Origin of the sequence: Phyllobacterium zundukense (assembly GCF_025452195.1) — a bacterium.
Classification (GTDB): Bacteria; Pseudomonadota; Alphaproteobacteria; order Rhizobiales; family Rhizobiaceae; genus Phyllobacterium; species Phyllobacterium zundukense_A.
Genome location: NZ_CP104972.1, coordinates 775,455 through 796,274, shown reverse-complemented (window position 1 = coordinate 796,274; position 20,820 = coordinate 775,455). Strand labels below are relative to the sequence as shown.

Genomic DNA, 20,820 nt, shown 5'->3' with positions numbered 1-20,820 from the left:
CTCACCACGCGCGCTCATGGCGCACTTTTTCCGGCGTATAGTTGTCGCGATGAGAACCGCGAAAAAACCACTCATCGATGTAAGCCAGCAAGCGTACCAACCGCATCCCATACGACATGAAGATGGAGTAGCCAGGAACGAACAACAGATTACGCCAGAAACTGGCGCGGCCTGTTGTCCAGCAAGCCAGGGCAAGCATAAGGACATCCAGAACCAGCAACGCGATTTGCATCGCTATTAGAACCGGGATGGCAAGCGCGCCGAAGCTGATTGCGAGCCACGATATATAGATCGGGAAAATGACGGCGCCGGCAACACTGAACGCCAGAAAATCCCACTGGTGAAACGCTTCCGCTGGCCTGAACTTGCGATCAAAAGGATTGAGCAGGCGGCGGTGCTTGCGGAAGCGGATCCATACTGCATCGCGCTCCCAACGCAGCCGCTGCCTGATATAGGCGTAAAAGGTCGTTGGCACGTCCGTGTAGCACACGGCATTCGGCACATATCCGATGCGCCAGCCCGCCCGACGCAGCCGCAGCGTCACATCGAGGTCTTCTCCACCGCCAACATCAAGCCCGCCTACCTCGTCGAGAGCGGTTCGGCGAAAGGCGCTAAAAGCACCGGATGCACATGTTATTTGGCCAATCGCTGCGCCGAACCGCTTGCCGACGGAAATAGACTCCAGATATTCGATCTCCTGAAACTGTGAAACAAGGCTCACATCGGCGTTGCGTGGTGCGATATCCCCGCACGCTGCTCCGACGCGCCCGTCGGCAAAGGGTTCCAGGAGACGTTCAATCGCAAATCGGTCAAACGAACAATCACAGTCAATATTAATGATGATGTCACCGCGTGCGATTTCGCACGCCAGATTGGTCCCGCTCGCCTTGCCGCCTCGAACTCCTGTCGAAAGGATACAGGATCCCAGCCCTTTTCGGACCATTTCTCTGGCAACTTTATTCATTCCATCCGTTGAGCCGTCGCTGACGATAACGATCTCAAAATCCAAAAAAGACTGTTCCATCAGGGAATTAACGCATGCGCCAATTGAATCGGCCTCGTTGTGACCAATAAGAACGACGCTCACACTTGGAAATTTGGAATTGCGGCGAGTGCCGTTGTCCTTCTCCATGTGTCGCAAGCTCATCGCGGCGATTACAAACGGCACGAGGTATCTTGGAACATCGAATATCAGCGTGTACCAAAAGACGGTAACCAGACTCGAGCCCGTTTGTGCCAGAAGAAATGACAGGCCGAAATCAAGGTCGTTCACGACAGCGCTTTTTCACGTGTGCCCCACAAAACCAGCAAAGTGGGGTTCAGTTTGTCGGATAAAACAGATTCGGAATGATGCAGAGCCTCCTGCAGATAGGCCGTGAAACCGGCTTCGTCGCGCCCAAGAAAGAGGACGTACTCCCGCTCGTAAGACGAATGTACGGATGCAACTTCTCCAAGAATACCCTGAAGATTATCTGCAAATAGTTTCCGCATTGAAATGAAGTTGGCTTCACCTCGAGTTCTAAGCACTTGTTCGCGGCCACCATATTGCAACTCAACCAGGAGGAAATCGGATGCCGCCCCGGTAGAGGAAGAAAGCTGCGTAATCTTCCTTTGGAGTTCTTCCGGAAGATAACGAAGTTGAGCGACCGGAAATCGCTCTACGCTCGCGACATCGTCGGCAAGCAGAGTATTTGCATGATGGGACAGGGAATAAGAGAACACGTCCGATACGCTCGCTGCGTCCCCGCCGACATGCATTCCGCAATCCTGGCACAGGAAACCAATGGCCGGCTCGGACGTGGTATTCTTGCATTGGGCGCACACCTGAACCCGCCCCGGCTTGTCATAGTCCTTACCGTAATGGCGCAGTTGCTTGCTGCACTTGGGGCAGATGAGTGCCGTTCCACGACGGAAGGTCGCCTCGGGACTCAGTTGCGCGCAGCTGTAGTGATGGATCAGGTCCACTTCTGACAGCTGCGGCGACTGGCATGCCGGACATTCTTCTCTAACCGTCAACCGATGAGAGTGGCATCCGGCACATTTATGGTACCTGTCGAAAAAACTACGTTCGAGCCAGCCCTTATTGGCAAGGGCTTCGGCAACCATTGTCGCGGAAGCTGTATTCGGAAAACCCTTGTATCCGAAATAGTACGGGGAACTTGGCTGCCTGACAGGGGTGAGATCTTCCCCGGAAACGAACAAATAAGCCATCATTCGCACGGCTGGAGAAGTAGGAGATAGAAATCTGCTCGACAACCGGCCTCGGCGCTCCCGGAATTTTCTGATGCAACTCGCGGTCTCCACCCATGATTTGGGATTCTTCAGGCTAAAATCCACATCGGCGGCCACGCTCGGCTTCCCGGAAACGTTCACCACCGGCACGAGAAACAGATCCCTTGCGCTGCGGAATTTTTCCAACCCGAATGATTGCCTTTCGTTGGTCAGTAAAACCGCATCGATGTCATCATTATCGACGACCGAGAACACTTCGCGAAGGTAACGGGAGTGAGGGATGATCGTATCGGGGTAGAGGGCTATCTGAGGGGTGCGCAAGTTAAACTGACGCCATACGGATTGACATTGATCGACTACGGGATGGCGGTCTGCAAAAGTCTGGCTATCAGGAACAGTATTTTCTAACAGGGATACATTGCTGTTTGACACGATACACCTTTTCGGACTCTGGTGAGCCGGAGACAAGTACAAAGTTAAAATTACGAAGAGCGTTTATTCGAGGTTTGTTTTTGCAACAGGATAAACGCTGAGTAAAAAGCAGTGTCAAGCAACTTATTGGTGGGTTACTATATTTGGGGATGCGTCATAGTACTTAAGAAGTAGCCGATTATCGTGGCTAGATATCTGGTATATTCCGAAGTCATGCGTGCGCCGGAAACCATCAGGGCAGGTGGTTTGCAATCCGGCCTTTTCCACGTCTGTAACTGGAATGGCGAACGGACGGCGTGCCCGAACGACTGTGGAAGCTTTCGCTGATTTGAAGTTTTGGATACAGCGCGAGGTACTGCCAGTTGATACTAAGGTCGTCGTAGACTTTGAAGCACTAATAAAGTCCACTAGAATATCGCTACTATCGGCATTTTTTAACGAACAGTTATTCGTGCGCATCGATTTCGTACAAGACGCGGGTTTGAATTTCACATTGAAGGACTAGTGCCCTCGGCGGGTTGACTCGATAGATCACTTCCTGTCAATCAGCACGGAACCTTCGGCATCGAATTATTTGTGTGCTGATTACCCCGTAAGCCGGGCCAATTTGCATGTCTTATAGCTATATTCTTCAATAGAATGGGGCGTAAACTTCGGTGTGAGTCGTAAGGCGGTGCGAACCCGACACGACCCACTTCGGTTGGCTCCGCCACGCCATCGCGAAGTCGTGTTGCTCCGCACTCCATGCAGGACGGTCTTCGTCCCAATAGCGCATGACCTCGTACATGCGGCGGCCGTACACACTGCCTGTCAGGCCGCGGACGTGCCCTATCCAGTGACGAAACAGTTCGGGATCCGGCGCAAATTCCTGGTGGTCGACATAGCCGTCCAGGGACTGGTTCATTCCAAAGACGATCCTTGCCATGCAGCTAAGTCTCCAACCCAGGTCTTTTTGACTGTTTTGACTCGTTGCAGCGTAGAAGAGAGGTTGGCACAAACTATCGTCACTTTGGCAAATGTAGCAAATAATCAGAGGCCGTTTAACGCTTGGTCAGACCAGTGGCATGGCTTTTCATTGACGTCGGAGCTGTCGTCGAGCGCGCCGAACTGGCCATTGTTGGCGATCTGCTCAAGAGCGGGGATATCAATACCGCGATTCATCCCGAAAGGGCACGCATCACCGCCGCCAAGCTCAGACGCAACAAAGTCGGCGCTGGGTTTTTCAAGGCGCCGGCCATCTTTTTCGTCGCGCACAAGGACGCGGACGGCGGCGATGACCTGTCCGTCAGCGCGGTCGCAAAGTTCCTGGAACGCTGGCGGAGGGGTGCCGCCGAGACTGTCCGAGGGGCGCACGACAAAGGGTCAGTATCAAGAATTCGGTATGGAGTTCCCACTTGAGGCGGCGGCCAGCGAAACGCCCAATGCCATGCTTGCCTTGCGGCGTGGTCGACACCTCCTCCAGTCCGGGAGGACTAACCGGGGCTGGAGGAGGGCCGTCGTCGCCAACGATGGCGACATGCCAAACATCGGTATCTCGATCAAAATCGAGCGATGGACGCGCATGGTAGCTCGTTATGAAGCTCCACGCGCAATGGATGTTGAGATCGACAGCGCTTTGGTGTAGCTCCGGAGATAACCGATGTACAAAGCCTTCGCCTACTCAGCCGCAGCTTTCGATGTCAGATGGCTGATCGGTGTGACCATCGCTTGAATCAAATTATTCATGCTGATGACGCCAGTGGGTTTCCCGTTATCATCAATAACAGTTGCGTATTGCTGGTTGGCGTCGGTCATCGTCTTGGCAGCTTCTTCAAGAATCGTACCGGTTTTGACTGTCACACCGCCCGTTGCCGACGGCGCACCGGATTGCGTGGCAATCGTGTCGACCATGATGACGCGGCCGCGATTGACCTCTTTTACGAAGCTCGAAATATACTCGTCTGCAGGTTTTAGAACGATATCTTGCCCGGTTCCCTGTTGAACAACTTCACCGTCACGGAGGATTGCGATGCGATCACCCAGTCGCAAGGCCTCATCGAGATCGTGGGTGATGAAAACGACCGTTTTCCTGATTTCCTTCTGCAGATCGAGAAGAACCGATTGCATATCCATTCGAATAAGCGGGTCGAGCGCCGAGAAAGCTTCGTCCATCAGCAGGATGGGCGCATCGTTGGTCAGGGCGCGAGCGAGACCGACACGTTGCTGCATGCCACCGGACAGCTGGTTAGGATAATGATCCTCAAAGCCTTTGAGTCCAACCCGGCCAATCCAACGCCTTGCCTGCTCCTCCTGCTTTTCCCGCGACAGGCCCTGTATCTCAAGGCCATAGACGGTGTTATCCAGCACTGTGCGATGAGGCAGCAAAGCAAATTTCTGGAAAACCATTGCCGTCTTGTGGCGCCGGAACTGACGCAGATCGTTCTGGTTCATCTTGCATACATCGGCGCCATCGATGATGACTTCACCTGCCGTTGGATCGATCAGGCGATTGATGTGGCGGATCAATGTGGATTTTCCTGAACCGGAGAGCCCCATAACAACTTGGATGCAACCGGCCGGCATATCGATGTTGATGTCCCGCAAGCCAAGAACGTGTCCATGCTCTTCGTTGAGTTCGGTCTTCGACATGCCTTTCTTGACAGCCTCTACATAGGTTTGCGGTCTCTGGCCGAAAATCTTGTAGAGATTCTTGATCTTGATTCCTGCTCCCTGAACCGAACGATCAGCCATGGACAACCTCCTGGTGCTTTTGTAGACGCTTGCCATAGGCCTGACTAACGCGGTCAAAGATGATGGCTATGCCAACAATGGCAAGGCCGTTGAAAAGTCCGAGCGAGAAGAATTGACCGTTGACCGAACGCAACACAGGCTGTCCAAGTCCCTGGACGCCGATCATGGATGCGATAACCACCATGGCGAGAGCCATCATGATTGTCTGGTTGATGCCAGCCATGATTGTCGGCAGAGCGAGGGGTATCTGGACGTTCCTCAATCGCTGCCAGCTTGAAGACCCGAATGCATCGGCTGCCTCCAGGACGTCCTTGTCGACGAGCCTGATACCGAGATTAGTCAGGCGAGATCATCGGCGGAATAGCGTAGATCACAACAGCGATAAGGCCTGGGACCTTGCCGATGCCGAGCAACATCACAACCGGAATCAAATAGACGAAGCTCGGCATTGTCTGCATGACGTCAAGGATGGGATTGACCATGCGCTGGAAACCATCAGAACGTGCCATGACGATGCCAATCGGGATACCAACGACGATGGAAACGACCGTGCCGACGAAAATCATGGCAATGGTCTTCATCGCATCACTCCACATATCGAAATAGCCGATGAGGAGAAGGGTCAGGATGGTACCACCTACGATCTTCCAGTTGCGGCTGGCTATCCATGCAATGCCGCCAATGAGCACGATCATGACCGGCCACGGCGTCGTCGTCATGAAACGTTCTGCCTGAATGAGAAAATACTGCAGGGGTTGAAAAAACGACTCGATGACATCGCCATACTGACGAGTGAACGCCTTGAAACCCTCGTCCATCGCCTTTTTCAAGTTGCGCAGCGTGTCGTCATTCATATTGGGAAATGAGTAAAACCATTCCATGCGGGTTCCCCTCGTTTTAAAGAAGCCGTGGCAAGTCTTTTATCGTTGTCGGCAAGTGAGCTGCGGTGCGCCAAGGCGCACCGCAATATGGGACGATCAGAGAGAAGCGTCGATTTTCTTGGCTGCTTCCGGCGAGACCCACTTGGTCCAATCGTTCTTGTTTTCCTTCAGGAAATGCTTGGCACCATCTTCACCCGTAGCCTGATTGTCGGTCATCCAGGCCATCAGCTTGTTAACAGTGTCGTTGCTCCAGGAACGCTGCTTGAGATAGTCCATCACTTCTGGAGGAGCTTTTTCTGAGAACGGCTTCGCCACCAGCGTTACAATCGTGTCCACTGGCCATGCATTCGGTTTCGGATCGGGGCAATCTGCTACTGTGTTGCAGCGCTTCCATTCCGCAAGGTCATTAGGAACGCCTGGCTCCAGCTTGACCATTGGATATTTGCCAAGGATAGCGGTTGGCGCCCAATAATAGCCAACCCAACCTTGCTTGCGCTCATAGGCCTTGGCGATGGAACCGTCGAGGCCCGCCGCCGAACCGGTATCCACGAGTTTGAAACCAGCTTTTTCCGCGTCAAAAGCTTTATAAAGTTGCGTGGTCACCAATGTACCACCCCAGCCCGACGGACCATTGAAGATCGCGCCTTTTGAAGAGTCTTCTGAATCCGGAAAAAGTTCCGGATGCTTTAGCAAGTCCGGTATGGTCTTGATGTCCGGGTGAGCATCGGCAAAATATTTAGGGATCCACCAGCCTTGGATGCCGCCATCGGGCAGCGGCGAGCCGACCTGGATAATCTTGCCTTCTTCCGTTCCTTTCTTCACGATGTCCGGAAGCAGATCAACCCATGCTTCGGGCGCAATGTCCGGCTGCCCCTTTTCGGCCATCGAGGTGATTGTCGGGACTGTGTCACCGACGGTGATATCCGCCTGGCAGCCGTAACCTTCGTTCAGAATGATCTTGTCTAGATCTCGAAAGGACTTCGGCGCTCTGCCAATTCATGCTGGCGATGGTGATAGTGCCGCATTCCGCAGCGCTGGCAAAAGAGGCGCCTCCTAGCAGGCCGAAAATCAGGCTTGTCGACGCAAGTAGTTTTTTCATTCTCGTTCCCTCATTTCTAGCGGCCTCGAGTAGCAAGCGGGGGGCCGCGGATCGCCCGCATTAACGGCTGTCAGGGATTTCTCCCGTTCTCACCGATTTCGGGACGCCGCTTCCCAGTGCTCTGAGACTTCGCCGTCGACCCCAGCGCTCATATCCTTGATGGAAGTGGTCTGACTGATCACTGCGATAGGGCAATGCGAATGATTGATGAGTGGTTATGCCGGCATCGAGGATCGACTTCACGATCGCTCCACCGAGCCACCTACCTCCACCGGTAATGCCGATGCGCAACGACCCGCTCATTACGCCGGCCCGTCTTCTGGTTTGTAGCAATGCCTCGAGAAAAAGCGATCAAGCTCTCTCTTCTGGGGGATCTGGCCGGTGTAGATCGCGATGTATTCTGGAATTCGCTTCATGCGGATCGCGATATTTTCCTCGGACTGCATGGAGATGTATCCGATCTGCACGAGGTAGGTCGTTCGTGCACGTACATCGGCGGTCGTTTCCGAATGGCCGAAACGAACAAACATTCGCTTGAGCGCCTCGAGGCGCACTTGGTCGGCCATTTGGACCTCGTCAAGGATTTCGGGCGACTCCAACGCCCAACTGCGGATGGCGAATTCGAATTTTGCGTCGAAGAGGTCGGCATTGAGCCAGCAATCGAATACGTTCAGCATCGCCTCTGCCAAGGACTCCGCATAGGCTTCCGACTGCTTGACCATATTGCCGGTGTTTTTCTCGCGCCATTTTGCCACCAGCGCGGCAAGCAATTCCTCACGATCTTTGAAGAACCAGTAAAAGCTCGTGCGCGAGAGACCGAGTTTTTTGGCCAGCGGCAGAATTTTCACCGAAGCCACACCCGATTCAAGCAGGCAATCATAGGCCGCTTCCAGCCATCCCTCCTGTGATCCGCGCCAACCGGTGTCGTTTACAGTTTGATCCATGGAATTACCTCCTAACAAAATTTGAAGCCCCACACAACCGAAATGTACAGACATGTCGATAAAAAAGACTAATATGTCACTTATCTTGACATGAATGTACATTGCACTTAGCGTGTGCTGACTTTCTAATCCGGAGGCAGGCGTATGTCGAACGATCCCCTTCTTCAGCCCTATCAGCTCAAGCACTTGAAGCTTCGTAACCGCATCATCGTGACTTCCCATGAGCCGGCCTATCCGGAAGATGGAATGCCGAAGGAACGGTACCTTGCCTATACGCTCGAACGGGCCAGAGGAGGCGTCGCCCTCACCATGACCGCTGGATCCGCGGCAGTGTCGAGGGACAGTCCGCCCGTCTTTAACAACCTGCTCGCCTATAAGGACGAAATCGTTCCGTGGATCAGGCACATGACCGATGCCGTGCACGAGGAGGGTGCGGCCATCATGATTCAGCTGACACATCTTGGCCGCCGCACGCGCTGGGATAAGGCCGACTGGCTTCCCGTCGTCGCCCCCTCGCATCATCGTGAGGCATCACATCGCGCATTTCCGAAGAAGATTGAAGACTGGGATATCGAGCGCATCATCAAGGATTTTGCCGACGCCGCCGAGCGCATGAAGGCTGGCGGCATGGATGGTGTCGAACTTGAGGCTTACGGCCATCTCATCGATCAATTCACCTCTCCACTTACAAACGAGCTGGACGGTCCTTACGGAGGTTCTCTGGACAATCGCCTTCGCTTTTGTTTCGATGTTTTCAAAGCAATGCGGGAACGGGTTGGCGACGATTTTATCCTGGGTGTGCGCTACACCGCCGACGAATGTCTCCCGGGCGGAACGGGTAAGGCAGAGGGCATCGAGATCTCGAAGCGCCTCAAGGACAGTGGACTGATTGATTACTTGAACATTATCCGCGGTCATATCGACACTGATGCGGGTCTGACCGACGTGATCCCGATCCAGGGTATGGCAAACGCGCCGCATCTCGATTTCGCAGGCGAGATTCGGGCGGCGACAAAGTTTCCCACTTTCCACGCAGCGAAGATTCCGGATGTCGCCACCGCTCGCCATGCCATCGCGGCTGGCAAGGTTGACATGGTCGGTATGACGCGCGCCCATATGACGGATCCGCATATCGTGCAAAAGATCATCGAAAAGCGTGAGGACGACATCAGACCATGCGTCGGCGCGAACTACTGTCTCGACCGCATCTATCAGGGTGGAGCCGCCTACTGCATTCATAACGCTGCAACAGGTCGCGAACTGACCATGCCGCATATCGTCAAAAAAGCGGACGTTCGGAAAAAGGTTGTCATCGTAGGAGCGGGTCCGGGCGGTCTTGAAGCTGCGCGCGTCGCAGGTGATCGTGGCCACGATGTCGTGGTCTTCGAGGCAGCAGACAACCCGGGCGGCCAGATTCGACTGACCGCGCAAAGTGCACGTCGCCGAGAAATGATCAGCATTATCGACTGGCGCATGAGCCAATGCGAGAAGCTCGGCGTAACTTTCCATTTCAACACCTGGGCGGAAGCGAACATTGTCTCGGCTGAACACCCGGACGTCGTCATCGTTGCCACGGGCGGCATACCGCATACCGAAGTTCTGTCAAAAGGTAACGAACTGGTCGTTTCGGCTTGGGACATCATTTCCGGCGATGTGAAGCCTGGCGCGAACGTTCTGATTTTTGATGACGCTGGCGACCATGCCGGCCTCCAGGCTGCGGAATTTTTGGCCCGTGCCGGGGCCAAGGTCGAGATCATGACGCCGGATCGCTCGTTTGCGCCGGAGGTTATGGCGATGAACCTCGTGCCCTATATGCGCTCCCTCCAGAAGCTCGACATTACCTTCACCGTTACGTACCGGCTGGAGGCTGCAGAGAAGAGCGGCAATCAGATTATCGCTCATATTGGCAGTGACTATGGTGGCGTCAGCATGCAGCGGATGGTCGACCAGATTGTTGTCAATCATGGCACGATCCCGCTAGACGACATTTATTTTGAGCTGAAGCCAGCCTCGACCAACTTGGGTGAAATATCGCACGACCAGCTGCTTTCTGGACAACAGCAAGCAGTCGTCCGCAATCCAGAGGGAAAATTCCAGCTGTTCCGCATAGGGGATGCAGTGGCAGCGCGAAACACGCACGCTGCGATCTATGACGGCCTGCGCATTGCGAAGGATATCTGATCTTGAGCGGGACTGACGGTCTGGATTTTTTAGGTGAGCAAATGATGGAACGTAGCGACGACCTGCAATTATTCACGGATTGCGCATTTGTGGCCTTCGACCAGTTCGCCCGTGCGCCGGAGTCTCGCCGATGCATTCTTGAGATTTTCGCAGCTCTGGAGCGGCCGGGCGTGCAGCGGGAAGGCCCGGGAAGCAAACTTCCCGTTTGCCAACATTTGGACACAGCATTGGCCATAGAGCCCGGGTTCCCGTCACTTCGGCGATTGATAGAGCGATTCAAAGGAATTGAGCCGCAACTCGAATGGCGTCGTCGCACGTCATATGACGGCTCGGCCAGTGAGAACTTCGTCGAGCGTCATGCAAATGCGATGATTATTGGTCCGGGTGGATTGGAGCAACGCATGGACGTCTGGATAGGTGTGACCCTGTTAGCTCCGAACGTGCGTTACCCGGACCACGATCACGCGCCGGAAGAGGTCTATCTTGTGCTCTCTAGAGGCGAATTTCAGCAAGGAGAAGGTGACTGGTTCTCGCCAGGAATTGGCGGCTCGTTCTACAATGTTCCGGGGATCAAGCATGCCATGCGTTCAGTCAATACACCGCTCTTCGCATTTTGGGCTTTGCTCGCGGAGTGCTAGTCTGGAGTTCGAAAGCAGAAGATGCAGAGCTGATTTGCCCCCCTGCTTGGATCAGTGCCACGGGGTGACTCTAAAGATTTCGGGCTTAAGGCACGAGAGAAGCGCGATACTGCGAAGACATCAATCACCATAGCTACGGAAGCTAGGACAGTCAGAAGGGGCTTGACCTCACCACGCCGAATAGAGAAGACAACGAACATCCCTGGCCAGTCGCTCGACCGCAAGGCGTCGAACTCCAGTCGGCGGCCTTATAAGCCGCCATGGACGAGCCCCGGTCTCGTCCATTGCGCCACTTCGCAATCTGGCCGGCCGTGAGATCGGCCTTTTCACTGTCGCTATGGCGTACCGCGTCCGCGCGGGCTCAGCGGGAATTTCTCCGCATCGTCATTCCACGGGTCGAAGACAATCGCGCCGGACGGACGAGCGTCCCGGACATTGCGCGTGACCAAATAGAGATCGAGATCGATCGCGGTTGCAGCAAGCATCGTGTCGATCACCGGCGGGGCGTGACCGCTTTCCCGTTTCACCTTTCCGGAGATCCTACCCCAATGCCAGACGATGTCGTCATCGAGCGACAGGACGCGCCGGCCGAACCGTTCGGCAAGCACATCGCGCGCCGCAATGTAGCGAGGACGGTCTTCGTGATCGGTAGGAAGGTTGTAAATGCCCTTATCGTATTCGGCCAGTGTAAGAACGCTGATATGGAAGGTATCCTCGTCCTGAGCGGCGGCCCATCTCTTCACCGAGGGTGCCCCCCGCGGATTGATCAGAGCGGCCACGACGTTGGTGTCGAGCAGCCAGCCTCTCAAAGCTCGACGTCCCGGCCGCGATCCATCTCGCGTTCCAGGTCAAGCCCGTCGAGATGCAGGCTTTCCATGAACGCGACAAACGGCGCACGTGGCTTTTCCGGTGCAAGCCTGTCGAATTCCTCTACGCTCATGACGACGACGGCATCATGGCCACGCACGGTCACGCGCTGAGGTCCGTCCTGGCGGGCATGCCGGACCACCTCGCTGAACCGGGCCTTGGCGTCCTCGAGCTTCCAGCGTCCGCCCGCCGCTTTATTGGCGGATTTTTTGCTCTTGGTCAGTTCTGCTTGCTTGCCCATCGGTCCTACCTGGTCAGATAGTCAGATAGATAGCGCATTCGCCGCGGAAATTCTAGACCGCGGATCGGCGAATTCATGAAAAAATGCAGGATCGCGTATCGATATCTCCTCAAAGGACCGGAGTGAACGAGAGAGGAGGAGCTCATCGCCCTATCTTGACAGGCTGACCGAAGCGTCGCGGATACCCGAGGGTGGGAAGCATCTAATCCTGAAGACGGTTGGGACAAAGCCGCCAAAAGGGACGATCGCCATCACGGCGTTTGAACGTTTTCGGCTCGAAGTGCTGCATGACGGATGGCGACGGCATTGTCGACGACACGAAGAATGCGGCCATTCTCTTGATAGCTAGCTGTGAGCTTTCAATAGGTTGTCCATCCGGTCCAAACCGGGGAGACTGAGGTTGTCGAAGCTTCAGTGACTCTTGGAGGACCGGATGAACATCCACAAGAATGCCCGTCTTACGCGGTATGGTCGAGAGCGAATTGTGAGCCAGGTCGAGGGCGGGCAGACGCCGCAGGCCGTTGCCGAAGCCGCAGGCGTGTGCCCGCGGACGGTGCGCAAATGGGTCGATCGGTATCGCCGCGAGGGCTTGAGCGGACTGGAGGATCGTTCGTCGCGACCACATCGCTTGCGCCGGCCGACCCCTGAAGCCATTGTCGGGACGATTGAGCGGTTACGCCGCCAGCGTTGGACAGGCAAGCAGATCGCTGCCGAGGTCGGCGTCTCGCCGGCAACTGTCAGCCGTGTTCTGCGCCGGTTGGGCCTCAACAAACTGAGCGCCCTGGATCCCGAACCCGTGCGCCGCTATGAACGGGAACATCCGGGCGAACTCATTCATCTCGACATTAAGAAGCTTGGCCGTATTGGCTCGGTGGGACACCGCATCACCGGACGGCAAACGGGCGTTGTCAACCGCCATCTGGGCATCGGCTGGGAGTTCGTCCACGTCTGCATTGATGACGCTTCGCGGGTCGCTTTTGTGCAGGTCATGCCAGATGAGCGCAAAGAGAGCGCCGTTGCCTTCCTGGAGGCTGCCGTCGCCTACTATGCGAAGCTGGGTATCTGTATCGAGCGCGTGATGACCGACAACGGGTCATGCTACCGGTCAAAGGCTTTCCGCACAGCCTGCAAACGTCTGGGCTTGCGTCAAGTCTTCACAAGACCATACACGCCTAAGACCAATGGTAAGGCCGAACGCTTCATTCAGACGAGCCTACGCGAATGGGCTTACGCTCGTGCTTACAACAACTCTCAAGAACGCACGGAGGAGCTGCCGCACTGGCTTCATCGCTACAATTGGCACAGGCCGCACGGCAGTTTAGGATCAAAACCACCTATCAGCCGTCTCGGCCTGGATCGGGACAACCTGTTGAGGTTCCACAGCTAGCTCTAGGAAAAGCTGCTCGCAAAGTAGTTGCCATGAAACCCAAAGGGAATGTGATGTGGCACGGACGCCCTGGCGATTTCGGCAAGTGTCGCGGCGTTGAGCACAAGCAGGAATGATGTCCCAGCGTTGGCATCGAGCACAACGGACAAGAGCACGCCATCGTCCTCTGCTATGCCCTCCGGCCGTGCCACGAAGACAGGCTCCCCGGGAAAGCAGCCTGGCTCTGTCCAGGTCGTCACGGTCGCCGGCGCGGTCTGCGAAAGCTCAATCTTAGTGATAGTGTCGAGGAAGTTGTCCAATCTGGTTTGACCTGTTCCCCATACGCAATGATACGATCTGCCAGCGCGGCGGGAATAGTCGATGCGCGGCAACTCGATCCGCATGTCGCAGAGTGGCTCCGGCTCAACCTCAACAGCTCCTGAACTGTGACTGTCGAGCGGAATCCGGTATCGCGTCAAGGTCGAGGTCGGATCGATTTTCGCTCCGGCGCGCAGATGGTCGAGGCGCAGATCATCGACGATCCTTGCGTCGGGATAGGCGAGAATGTCCACCAGCAGCGCTCCATCCGCCTCATATGCGTTGACGTGATGGAAGCAGAAACAGGGCGCCGCCTTTGCCTGGGCGATGATGGCGCCGCTGGCCTTGTCGATCACCGTGAACAGCGTGCCGAGCTCTGGTCGCCAGCGATAGTTCGTGATGAAGGGGTGGCCCGATAGGGCGAGCCTGAGCGGGTTCACCCGCAGCGGAAACTCTGTCAGTACAAGATAATGTTCCGACATGCCGAATGAATGCATGTAACTGGGACGATCGCTGGGCAGTTCGGCTAGGACGCGTTGCTCTCCCTTTTCATTGATGAAAAGGCGATAGGTGCTGCGACGGCCCATATCGATGACATAGGAGTATTCGCGCTTTCCGTCGCCGTGCGGATGCGCGGTCGAGACATGCCCCCTGATGGCGGAGCTGAATTGCAATCTGCCGCGCGTTTCGAGCGTATGCGGATCGAAGACGATCGGCATCGGTGTTTCGGTCAGCGCGACGATCTCGTCGTCCAGCACGGAAACGTTGACATTCGCGTTGTCGGTTGGCTTCGGGCGGAAAATCGCCATCACACGACCGAAGAGTGTGCGGCACGGATCGGTCATGAATTCGCCACGCGCGACGCGGCCCTTCTCCATGGCCTCGCAATAGGCCCGTGAGCGGATGAAGCGGTTTGAATAGCGGACCATGCTGTCGCCGAAATCGAAGGCGTGGAGCATGGCGAGCCCGTCGAACCAGTGCCTATAGACCTGGTGCCCAACCTCGAATTTTGCAGGCCCTGTTCGAAGCAGTCGGCCCGTCAGCCACCCCGGCAACAGGCCCTGTACTTGCAACGAAAGCCGGTCAACTTCACGTTCGAGTGTTGTGAAGCCCAGCCCATATTGACAATTCAATCCAGGCATTCCGGCCTCCCTGGTTCAGCCTGGTGTCTGCATTCTCCTGCCGACAAAACGCGTAAGCAACTTTGATGTTCCGGGCCGCAGTCGAACCAGGATAATTCATCTCGACCGCTCGCGGTGTTGGCAATCGTCGCCTTTCATCAGCCGATGCGGCGGCGAAATCTCCAAGCGCGGCCCGCCTCGCGGACCAGCCGCAACTCTCAGCGGTAAACATGATGGTTGCAATAACAATGGAGGGCGCAATGACTTCGGCAGAGTCCGATGCCAGGGCGATTTTGGACATCTCGCTCAACAACTCCCGATTCCTGCCTTCGTAAATCAGATTCGCCAATCCAAGACACGGTAATGCTTCACAGCCTGCGATTGTTGTGGCAGGAACCAAAATCTGCTGCGATCTACTGTCAGCGCATTTGTTGTAACGGTCACAAGCCGACCACCATATTATACCTTCAAGACTTGGAAAAAAGAGCTTCTGCTATCTGATGAGAGTCCCTTCAAATCCTCTTGTGTTGATCGGACCCACCATCCTTCTGATCTTTGCTTTGTCATTCCTGCTAGCTTGGTGGAGGGAGCGAAAGCAACGATATCTGCTGTTTTTTGCAGTCTCTTGTTTATGTTCTGCTTGGGAACGTCATCCCAACTTTTTGCGTTTCCGCCGGGCCATGGCCCCAATGCCGTTGTATCGGCGTTTCTCTATACATTGAGTGTATTGGTGCTGAGTGATGGCCTGCTCCGGCGCTCGGGAAAGCGGCTTCCTTTACTTGGGCATCTTGCCAGGCTTGTGTCCGTGGTTGTCAGCGTCGCCTACTTTTACTACATCGACCGCCAGCTCTTGATGCGCATTTACATTCTGAATTTTGGGCTAGGGCTGATCCTCTCAGCCACGGCTTGGAAGTTGCGTCACCTTCGGTTAGGAAGAGCGTCGGAACGGTTTCTCTTCTGGATACTGCTGGCGTTTGCAGTTCATTTCTTCCCCCGAACGGTCCTTACCGTTGGTTCGAATGCCCCCGCCGCTCAAGGTTTTGGTTTCAGCCCCTTCTGGTTGGCCCTGCAATTCTCATTGGCCATACTGGGAGTAGCGCTGGCCTTGGCCCTGCTCGCTGTTACCATTGGCGATACGATTGAGGTGCTGCGGCGGGAAAGGGCAACGGATCCTCTTACCGGATTATTGAATCGGCGCGGCTTTGACGAGTGCGTTATTTCCCATCTTCGAACCCCCAATATGAGGCCGGTCAGCCTAGTCGTTGCCGACATCGATCACTTCAAGAACATCAACGATGCCTTCGGTCATCAGGTGGGTGACAAAGTACTGTCAGGGTTCGGCCGCCTGCTTCTCGACATGCTCGGCCAAGCCGGTATTTGTGGTCGTCTGGGCGGCGAGGAATTTGTCGTTTTGATGCCCAATTGCGGTGGTTCGGTAGCCCGCGCTTTTGCTGAGCGGCTTCGGCACGAAATGCGCGACAATTCGTTCGATGGACTGCCTGCGGCACAGAGGGTAACGGTAAGCCTCGGCGTGGCCGAGGCGCGCTCGCGCGAAAGCGTCGCTGAGTTGATCGCGCGAGCAGATGCAGCCCTCTATGCTGCTAAACGTGCCGGGAGGGACTGCGTTAAATATACTAATTGAGCAATGGCGCTGTGCATGGCGTGAAAGGGTTGATCCCGGTCTCCGATGACTTTTCAGTCGCGTCGGTCGAGAAAGCAACAATTGCATAAAATTCTCAGGATAGTTCGACCGGAACCTTAAATCCTGTTCACTAAAACGCTCTCCAGAACAGCAATATTGGAGGCTACTACATGACGTTTTCCATCGCGCATCGGCCCAGTCTAAAATGGATAGCGGCGGCGGCAATCGGACTCACGGTTTCCACGGTACTTGGCGCAAGCGCTCAAGCCGGAGAAAGAAGCAAACCAAAACAAGAGATGCGATCCGTCTACCTCGTCAAATATCGGGTCAATAACGAAATTCGTTATGGCAAATCTGCTGGCAAGATCGTAAAGGTGTCCGCCTCGCAATATATGAACAGCAATCCTTATGTCTGTACGCCAAGCGGCTTCGGGCAAAAAGCGCGTTGCTATACTCCAGGCATCTTCAAACGGCCGAATGTTTAAAGAGATTTCGCAGTAAAGGAGCTGTCGCGCCTGGTCCGCCCGACAGCTCCTCACCAATTTATCGACGAATGTCCTTGAGACGAGACACTTCCTTGCTCACCCGATCGCCTTTGACAAGCTTGAGCGCTTCATCATCCTTCTGGGCGGGATTATGCCGGAACACATACCAGCTGCCGCCCAAGCTTGGCTTTTGATAAATCACGCCGTCCTTTTCGCGGTGCAGGAAACATGTCACCGCGCCGCTTCCTCCCATCCTGTTTGACCACAGAGCCTGCAAGCAGAGCTTTCCGCCATTAGTCGCATACCAGCGCCCCTCGCCGTAGGACCAAGCCGCCCCTTCGCGCGTCCACGCGGCAAACTGGTACCGGTCAGCGGAAAAAAATCCACCACCAGTTTTCCATTTCCATGTACGGCCGGCATAGAGCTTTTCCAGTGCCATGGCATTCATCGGCGGCGCCGCGGCGGCAAGCTTGGCCGTTGCGTCGTCCGTTTGTGGCCTGGATGCGGCGCTGGCATTGCCTGCCAGCAAGAATACGGAGAGCATCGTACTTACGATAGTTGAATGGATCGAATACATTTTTAATTCCTGACTAACAAAGCAGTTCCAGCGAGAATGGTAGGCTTCCGCGTTTGGAATCGCGTAGAAACAAGGGATGGAGCGGTCCCGCAACGGGATGAAAAGTCGAACCGCCCCGTGAAAACCGAAGATCAGTCCAGCGGATGGTTGGCGACGCGCCAATCAGGTCTGCCGACATTCCTCGGCCACTCATAGACTTCACGATCGTTGAAGTAGACAACCGCGGTCATGGCAGGGAACTCAGTATGTGGCTTGTTTGCTTCTGCAGCCCAGTCGCGAACATAGTCGTCGGTGCCTTCATAGCCAAGCTCCGCAATGGCGATTGGTTTGCCAAAGCGTGCCACACGATCGTATCCGGGTTTCGTCCGCTCAACAAACGTCGTGTCGTGACCGACCTCCAGCTTGTCATAGGGTTGATAGCCAAAGACGGACAGACCGATGATGTCGACATATTCATCCCCCGGATAATAGGCTTCCAGGCCTGCCTCTCCCTTCGGCGACCACATATATTTGGCCGAAGGAAATTGCTTGCGGCATACATCATTTACATGTCTATAGGCCTTCACATAGCCTTCTGGCTTCCAGAAAGCCCAGGTGAACTGCCCGTCATTATCTTCCATTTCCTGCGCCCAGCGGATGGTGACAGGGCTTTTCAGCTTTGCTGCCGCAGAGCAGACCGCCGACATGTTGGAATCGTACCGTCCGGCTAGAATACCGTTGAGCAGGTCATCCGGGCTGACGCGCCAGTCACGCGCCCATGACCACGGTTCAATAGTGATCAAGATGGAGCGCCCGCGTGCCTGCGCATATGCATCCGCGGCACTAAGGGTCGCCAGATCTACGTCCTCCCAAGGCAAAAACAGATGTTCGATCTTGGAATTGGAATCGTTGGAAAAGTCCCCGTGCGGATCGTAGGCACCAGGCGTTACGGCTTCAGCCGTTATGACTGGCCGCTTGTCGTGAAACGGGTTGCGGCTGTCAACGCTCGCTCCTGACACACCACTGGCAGCATATACACCACCGGAAACGAATGCGCCGCAAAGCAAAGCTGCGCTTAGTTTAAAGAGACGTTTCATCGCCCCCTCCTTTTCTTATTGTTCAGACAGCTTGGCCGCGCTGATGGCGGTTTTGATGCTGTCGCGTTGTTGGGAAACAAGATCTGTAGCAACCAGTTTGTGGGCCTCGTCGTCGTTGCGGGCTTGGGCGTGGCGAAACACATACCAATTACCATCGGGCTCACGTCTTTGATAAATCGTTCCATTGCCGATACGATGCGAGAAACAGGTCTTTGCCGGAAACGCGCCCTGTTGCGAATGCCATGTCGCATTGAGACACAACAGACCTTTTTCGGCGACGACCCAGCGTCCTTCCGCCCAGGATTTGCCCTTCTCGCCATCGGCCCAGGCACTGAATTGGCGTCCTGCATCTAGCATCTGCCCGGCTCCGTTGTCCCACTGCCAGCTCTTGTTCTTATAGAGTCTGTAGAGTTCGAAGGCCGTCATGGGGCGAGTTCCCGCCGGCTGTTCAGGAGCTTGCGACGGCGCCGCAAGCGCCGGTGCGGCAATGCAGGCTACAGCCCAGGCGACGGTCGTTATCATCCGCAAGCCCGGCCGGAATCGAACCTTTTCAGATTTAGAGATTGCCACTGGAACCTCCCGCCATCTCGAAATGAGCGTCCTGCGGCTTTCTTCCTTGATGGACTTGTTCGGCCGTATGAGGCAGCGCGGCGAAGGTACTCGTGTCATACCGAGCCGTCGTTGATCGGCCGATAGCCGATACACGAAAGCCGATTTCTTCCGCAACGCCCTGTTCAAAGGCATTTCTCAGATCGATCAACACCGCCTGGCGCATAGTCTTCTTCAGGCGCGCAAGGTCGAGCTTGCGAATGCTGTCCCATTCCGTGATGACAACAACGGCATCGGCGTTGCGCGCGCATTCGTAGGCATCGTCAAAAAACTCGACATCCGAGAGGATGCGGCTGGCATTGTCCATACCCACCGGGTCATGGGCTCGGATAGTGGCGCCGAAACGCTGCAGGGTTTCAATGAGTGGAACGGACGGCGCATCACGCATGTCGTCTGTATCGGGTTTGAAAGTGAGACCCAGAACGGCGATCGTCCGGCCTTCCACATCACCGTCCAGAGCGTCCACGACTTTCAAAGCCATGCGGCGCTTGCGCGCTTCATTGGCAGTCACGGTTTCTTCTACAATGCGCACCGCCACGCCGTAGTCCTGGGCTGTGCGCAAAAGCGCCATCGTATCCTTCGGGAAACACGAGCCACCGTAACCCGGACCGGCATTGAGGAAACTTGTTCCGATACGTTTATCGAGACCCATTCCCAGCGCCAGCTCACTGACATTGCTGCCAACCTGCTCGCAAAGATCAGCCAGTTCATTGATGAAGGTGATCTTTGTCGCCAGAAACGCATTGGCGGCATATTTGATCAGTTCCGAAGTCCGGCGCTGGGTGACCACGATGGGTGTCCTGCGCGCTTCGAGAGGCGCACCGTAGAGTTCCATGAGAACCTTGCGCCCGCGCTCATCCTCGACACCGATCACGACGCGATCGGGCTCCAGAAAATCGCTGATAGCGACGCCCTCTCGCAAGAATTCAGGGTTGGACGCAACCGAGAAAGTGCCGGTTTGGCGTGCCGCTCCAATGATCTTCTGCACGACATCGCCTGTGCCCACCGGAACGGTGGACTTCACGACCACAACCGCACCGTCGTCAATCAGCGGCGCCAGTTCCCGCGCGGCCATATAAACGAACGACAGATCAGCATCCCCGTGACCGGCGCGCGGCGGCGTGCCAACCGCGATGAACACGACCGATGCCCCCGCCAGCGCTTCGGCCAAATTGCACGTAAAGCTCAAACGGCCCGCCGCAGAATTGCGCTCCACCAATTCATCCAGACCGGGCTCGTAAATCGGCACGATGCCGCGTTCGAGGCCGTCTATTTTCTGGGCGTTCTTGTCGACGCATACAACCTCATGGCCCCAGGCGGCGAAACAAGTCCCACTGACCAACCCAACGTAGCCGGTTCCTATGACTGCGATCTTCATTTT

The 20,820-nt window shown here is 55.5% G+C and carries 16 protein-coding genes and 4 pseudogenes; 5 read left to right on the top strand and 15 right to left on the bottom strand.

Annotated features, from left to right (window positions below):
• Position 1 precedes the first annotated feature (1 nt).
• From N8E88_RS11405 to N8E88_RS11360, 8 genes and pseudogenes are all read right to left on the bottom strand, one after another.
• Positions 2-1,273, bottom strand: coding sequence for a glycosyltransferase family 2 protein (locus tag N8E88_RS11405; protein WP_262291835.1), 1,272 nt, complete (start codon positions 1,271-1,273; stop codon positions 2-4).
• Positions 1,270-2,664 carry a TackOD1 domain-containing metal-binding protein gene (locus N8E88_RS11400; RefSeq protein WP_262291834.1) on the bottom strand — a complete coding sequence of 465 codons (1,395 nt, stop codon included), beginning with the start codon at positions 2,662-2,664 and terminating at the stop codon, positions 1,270-1,272. The genes N8E88_RS11405 and N8E88_RS11400 overlap by 4 nt, the downstream gene beginning before the upstream one ends.
• A 676-nt stretch (positions 2,665-3,340) precedes the next feature.
• Positions 3,341-3,589: pseudogene (locus N8E88_RS11395) on the bottom strand (dihydrofolate reductase); the annotation flags it as partial.
• 248 nt (positions 3,590-3,837) lie between these two features.
• Positions 3,838-4,298: pseudogene (locus tag N8E88_RS31540) on the bottom strand (DUF3422 family protein); the annotation flags it as partial.
• A gap of 22 nt (positions 4,299-4,320) precedes the next feature.
• Complete coding sequence (locus N8E88_RS11380; RefSeq protein WP_262291831.1) at positions 4,321-5,394, bottom strand: quaternary amine ABC transporter ATP-binding protein; 1,074 nt, start codon at positions 5,392-5,394, stop codon at positions 4,321-4,323.
• A pseudogene (locus tag N8E88_RS11375) lies at positions 5,387-6,275 on the bottom strand (ABC transporter permease). Before N8E88_RS11375 ends, N8E88_RS11380 begins: the two are co-directional and overlap by 8 nt.
• A 96-nt stretch (positions 6,276-6,371) precedes the next feature.
• Positions 6,372-7,374: pseudogene (locus N8E88_RS11370) on the bottom strand (ABC transporter substrate-binding protein).
• 302 nt (positions 7,375-7,676) lie between these two features.
• Positions 7,677-8,318 (bottom strand): TetR/AcrR family transcriptional regulator, encoded by a 642-nt coding sequence (locus N8E88_RS11360; protein ID WP_262292416.1) that lies wholly within the window; start codon positions 8,316-8,318, stop codon positions 7,677-7,679.
• A gap of 144 nt (positions 8,319-8,462) precedes the next feature.
• Between N8E88_RS11360 and N8E88_RS11355 the strand changes: the two genes are divergently transcribed.
• Positions 8,463-10,499 (top strand): NADH:flavin oxidoreductase, encoded by a 2,037-nt coding sequence (locus N8E88_RS11355; protein WP_262291830.1) that lies wholly within the window; start codon positions 8,463-8,465, stop codon positions 10,497-10,499.
• Between the two features lie 41 nt (positions 10,500-10,540).
• Positions 10,541-11,137 carry a dimethylsulfoniopropionate lyase gene (locus N8E88_RS11350; RefSeq protein WP_262291829.1) on the top strand — a complete coding sequence of 199 codons (597 nt, stop codon included), beginning with the start codon at positions 10,541-10,543 and terminating at the stop codon, positions 11,135-11,137.
• 335 nt (positions 11,138-11,472) lie between these two features.
• On the opposite strand, the gene N8E88_RS11345 is transcribed toward N8E88_RS11350, so the two are convergent.
• Together N8E88_RS11345 and N8E88_RS11340 are read right to left on the bottom strand one after the other, a co-directional pair.
• The gene (locus tag N8E88_RS11345; RefSeq protein WP_262291828.1) at positions 11,473-11,946 is read right to left on the bottom strand and encodes a type II toxin-antitoxin system VapC family toxin; all 474 of its coding nucleotides are present in this window, start codon (positions 11,944-11,946) and stop codon (positions 11,473-11,475) included.
• The gene (locus N8E88_RS11340; protein ID WP_262291827.1) at positions 11,943-12,245 is read right to left on the bottom strand and encodes a type II toxin-antitoxin system Phd/YefM family antitoxin; all 303 of its coding nucleotides are present in this window, start codon (positions 12,243-12,245) and stop codon (positions 11,943-11,945) included. The genes N8E88_RS11345 and N8E88_RS11340 overlap by 4 nt, the downstream gene beginning before the upstream one ends.
• A 433-nt stretch (positions 12,246-12,678) precedes the next feature.
• Between N8E88_RS11340 and N8E88_RS11335 the strand changes: the two genes are divergently transcribed.
• Positions 12,679-13,632: an IS481 family transposase gene (locus N8E88_RS11335; RefSeq protein ID WP_262291788.1), complete on the top strand. Its 954-nt coding sequence runs from the start codon at positions 12,679-12,681 to the stop codon at positions 13,630-13,632.
• 2 nt (positions 13,633-13,634) lie between these two features.
• Here N8E88_RS11335 and N8E88_RS11330 read toward each other — a convergent pair whose 3' ends face one another.
• The gene (locus N8E88_RS11330; RefSeq protein WP_262291826.1) at positions 13,635-15,071 is read right to left on the bottom strand and encodes a carotenoid oxygenase family protein; all 1,437 of its coding nucleotides are present in this window, start codon (positions 15,069-15,071) and stop codon (positions 13,635-13,637) included.
• Positions 15,072-15,690: 619 nt separating this feature from the next.
• Between N8E88_RS11330 and N8E88_RS11325 the strand changes: the two genes are divergently transcribed.
• Together N8E88_RS11325 and N8E88_RS11320 are read left to right on the top strand one after the other, a co-directional pair.
• Entirely contained in the window at positions 15,691-16,692 is a 1,002-nt protein-coding gene (locus N8E88_RS11325) for a GGDEF domain-containing protein (protein WP_262291825.1), read from the top strand.
• 170 nt (positions 16,693-16,862) lie between these two features.
• Positions 16,863-17,177: a hypothetical protein gene (locus N8E88_RS11320; RefSeq protein ID WP_262291824.1), complete on the top strand. Its 315-nt coding sequence runs from the start codon at positions 16,863-16,865 to the stop codon at positions 17,175-17,177.
• Between the two features lie 58 nt (positions 17,178-17,235).
• Here N8E88_RS11320 and N8E88_RS11315 read toward each other — a convergent pair whose 3' ends face one another.
• The 4 genes from N8E88_RS11315 to N8E88_RS11300 form a co-directional block, all read right to left on the bottom strand.
• A complete protein-coding gene (locus N8E88_RS11315; protein WP_262291823.1) occupies positions 17,236-17,754 on the bottom strand; it encodes a DUF995 domain-containing protein in 519 nt (172 codons plus the stop codon).
• 131 nt (positions 17,755-17,885) lie between these two features.
• The gene (locus tag N8E88_RS11310) at positions 17,886-18,830 is read right to left on the bottom strand and encodes a glycoside hydrolase family 26 protein (protein WP_262291822.1); all 945 of its coding nucleotides are present in this window, start codon (positions 18,828-18,830) and stop codon (positions 17,886-17,888) included.
• Positions 18,831-18,845: 15 nt separating this feature from the next.
• Positions 18,846-19,352, bottom strand: a complete 507-nt coding sequence (locus tag N8E88_RS11305) for a DUF995 domain-containing protein (protein WP_315975219.1) — start codon at positions 19,350-19,352, stop codon at positions 18,846-18,848.
• 34 nt (positions 19,353-19,386) lie between these two features.
• Positions 19,387-20,817, bottom strand: a complete 1,431-nt coding sequence (locus N8E88_RS11300) for a UDP-glucose dehydrogenase family protein (protein WP_262291821.1) — start codon at positions 20,815-20,817, stop codon at positions 19,387-19,389.
• Between the last annotated feature and the right edge of the window lie 3 nt (positions 20,818-20,820).

Bases quoted from the DNA above. Each gene is read 5' to 3' on its own strand.
- N8E88_RS11380 (WP_262291831.1), bottom strand. From the start codon at position 5,394: ATGGCTGATCGTTCGGTTCAGGGAGCAGGAATCAAGATCAAGAATCTC.
- N8E88_RS11360 (WP_262292416.1), bottom strand. From the start codon at position 8,318: ATGGATCAAACTGTAAACGACACCGGTTGGCGCGGATCACAGGAGGGA.
- N8E88_RS11355 (WP_262291830.1), top strand. From the start codon at position 8,463: ATGTCGAACGATCCCCTTCTTCAGCCCTATCAGCTCAAGCACTTGAAG.
- N8E88_RS11350 (WP_262291829.1), top strand. From the start codon at position 10,541: ATGATGGAACGTAGCGACGACCTGCAATTATTCACGGATTGCGCATTT.
- N8E88_RS11340 (WP_262291827.1), bottom strand. From the start codon at position 12,245: ATGGGCAAGCAAGCAGAACTGACCAAGAGCAAAAAATCCGCCAATAAA.
- N8E88_RS11335 (WP_262291788.1), top strand. From the start codon at position 12,679: ATGAACATCCACAAGAATGCCCGTCTTACGCGGTATGGTCGAGAGCGA.
- N8E88_RS11330 (WP_262291826.1), bottom strand. From the start codon at position 15,071: ATGCCTGGATTGAATTGTCAATATGGGCTGGGCTTCACAACACTCGAA.
- N8E88_RS11320 (WP_262291824.1), top strand. From the start codon at position 16,863: ATGACGTTTTCCATCGCGCATCGGCCCAGTCTAAAATGGATAGCGGCG.
- N8E88_RS11315 (WP_262291823.1), bottom strand. From the start codon at position 17,754: ATGTATTCGATCCATTCAACTATCGTAAGTACGATGCTCTCCGTATTC.
- N8E88_RS11310 (WP_262291822.1), bottom strand. From the start codon at position 18,830: ATGAAACGTCTCTTTAAACTAAGCGCAGCTTTGCTTTGCGGCGCATTC.
- N8E88_RS11305 (WP_315975219.1), bottom strand. From the start codon at position 19,352: ATGATAACGACCGTCGCCTGGGCTGTAGCCTGCATTGCCGCACCGGCG.
- N8E88_RS11300 (WP_262291821.1), bottom strand. From the start codon at position 20,817: ATGAAGATCGCAGTCATAGGAACCGGCTACGTTGGGTTGGTCAGTGGG.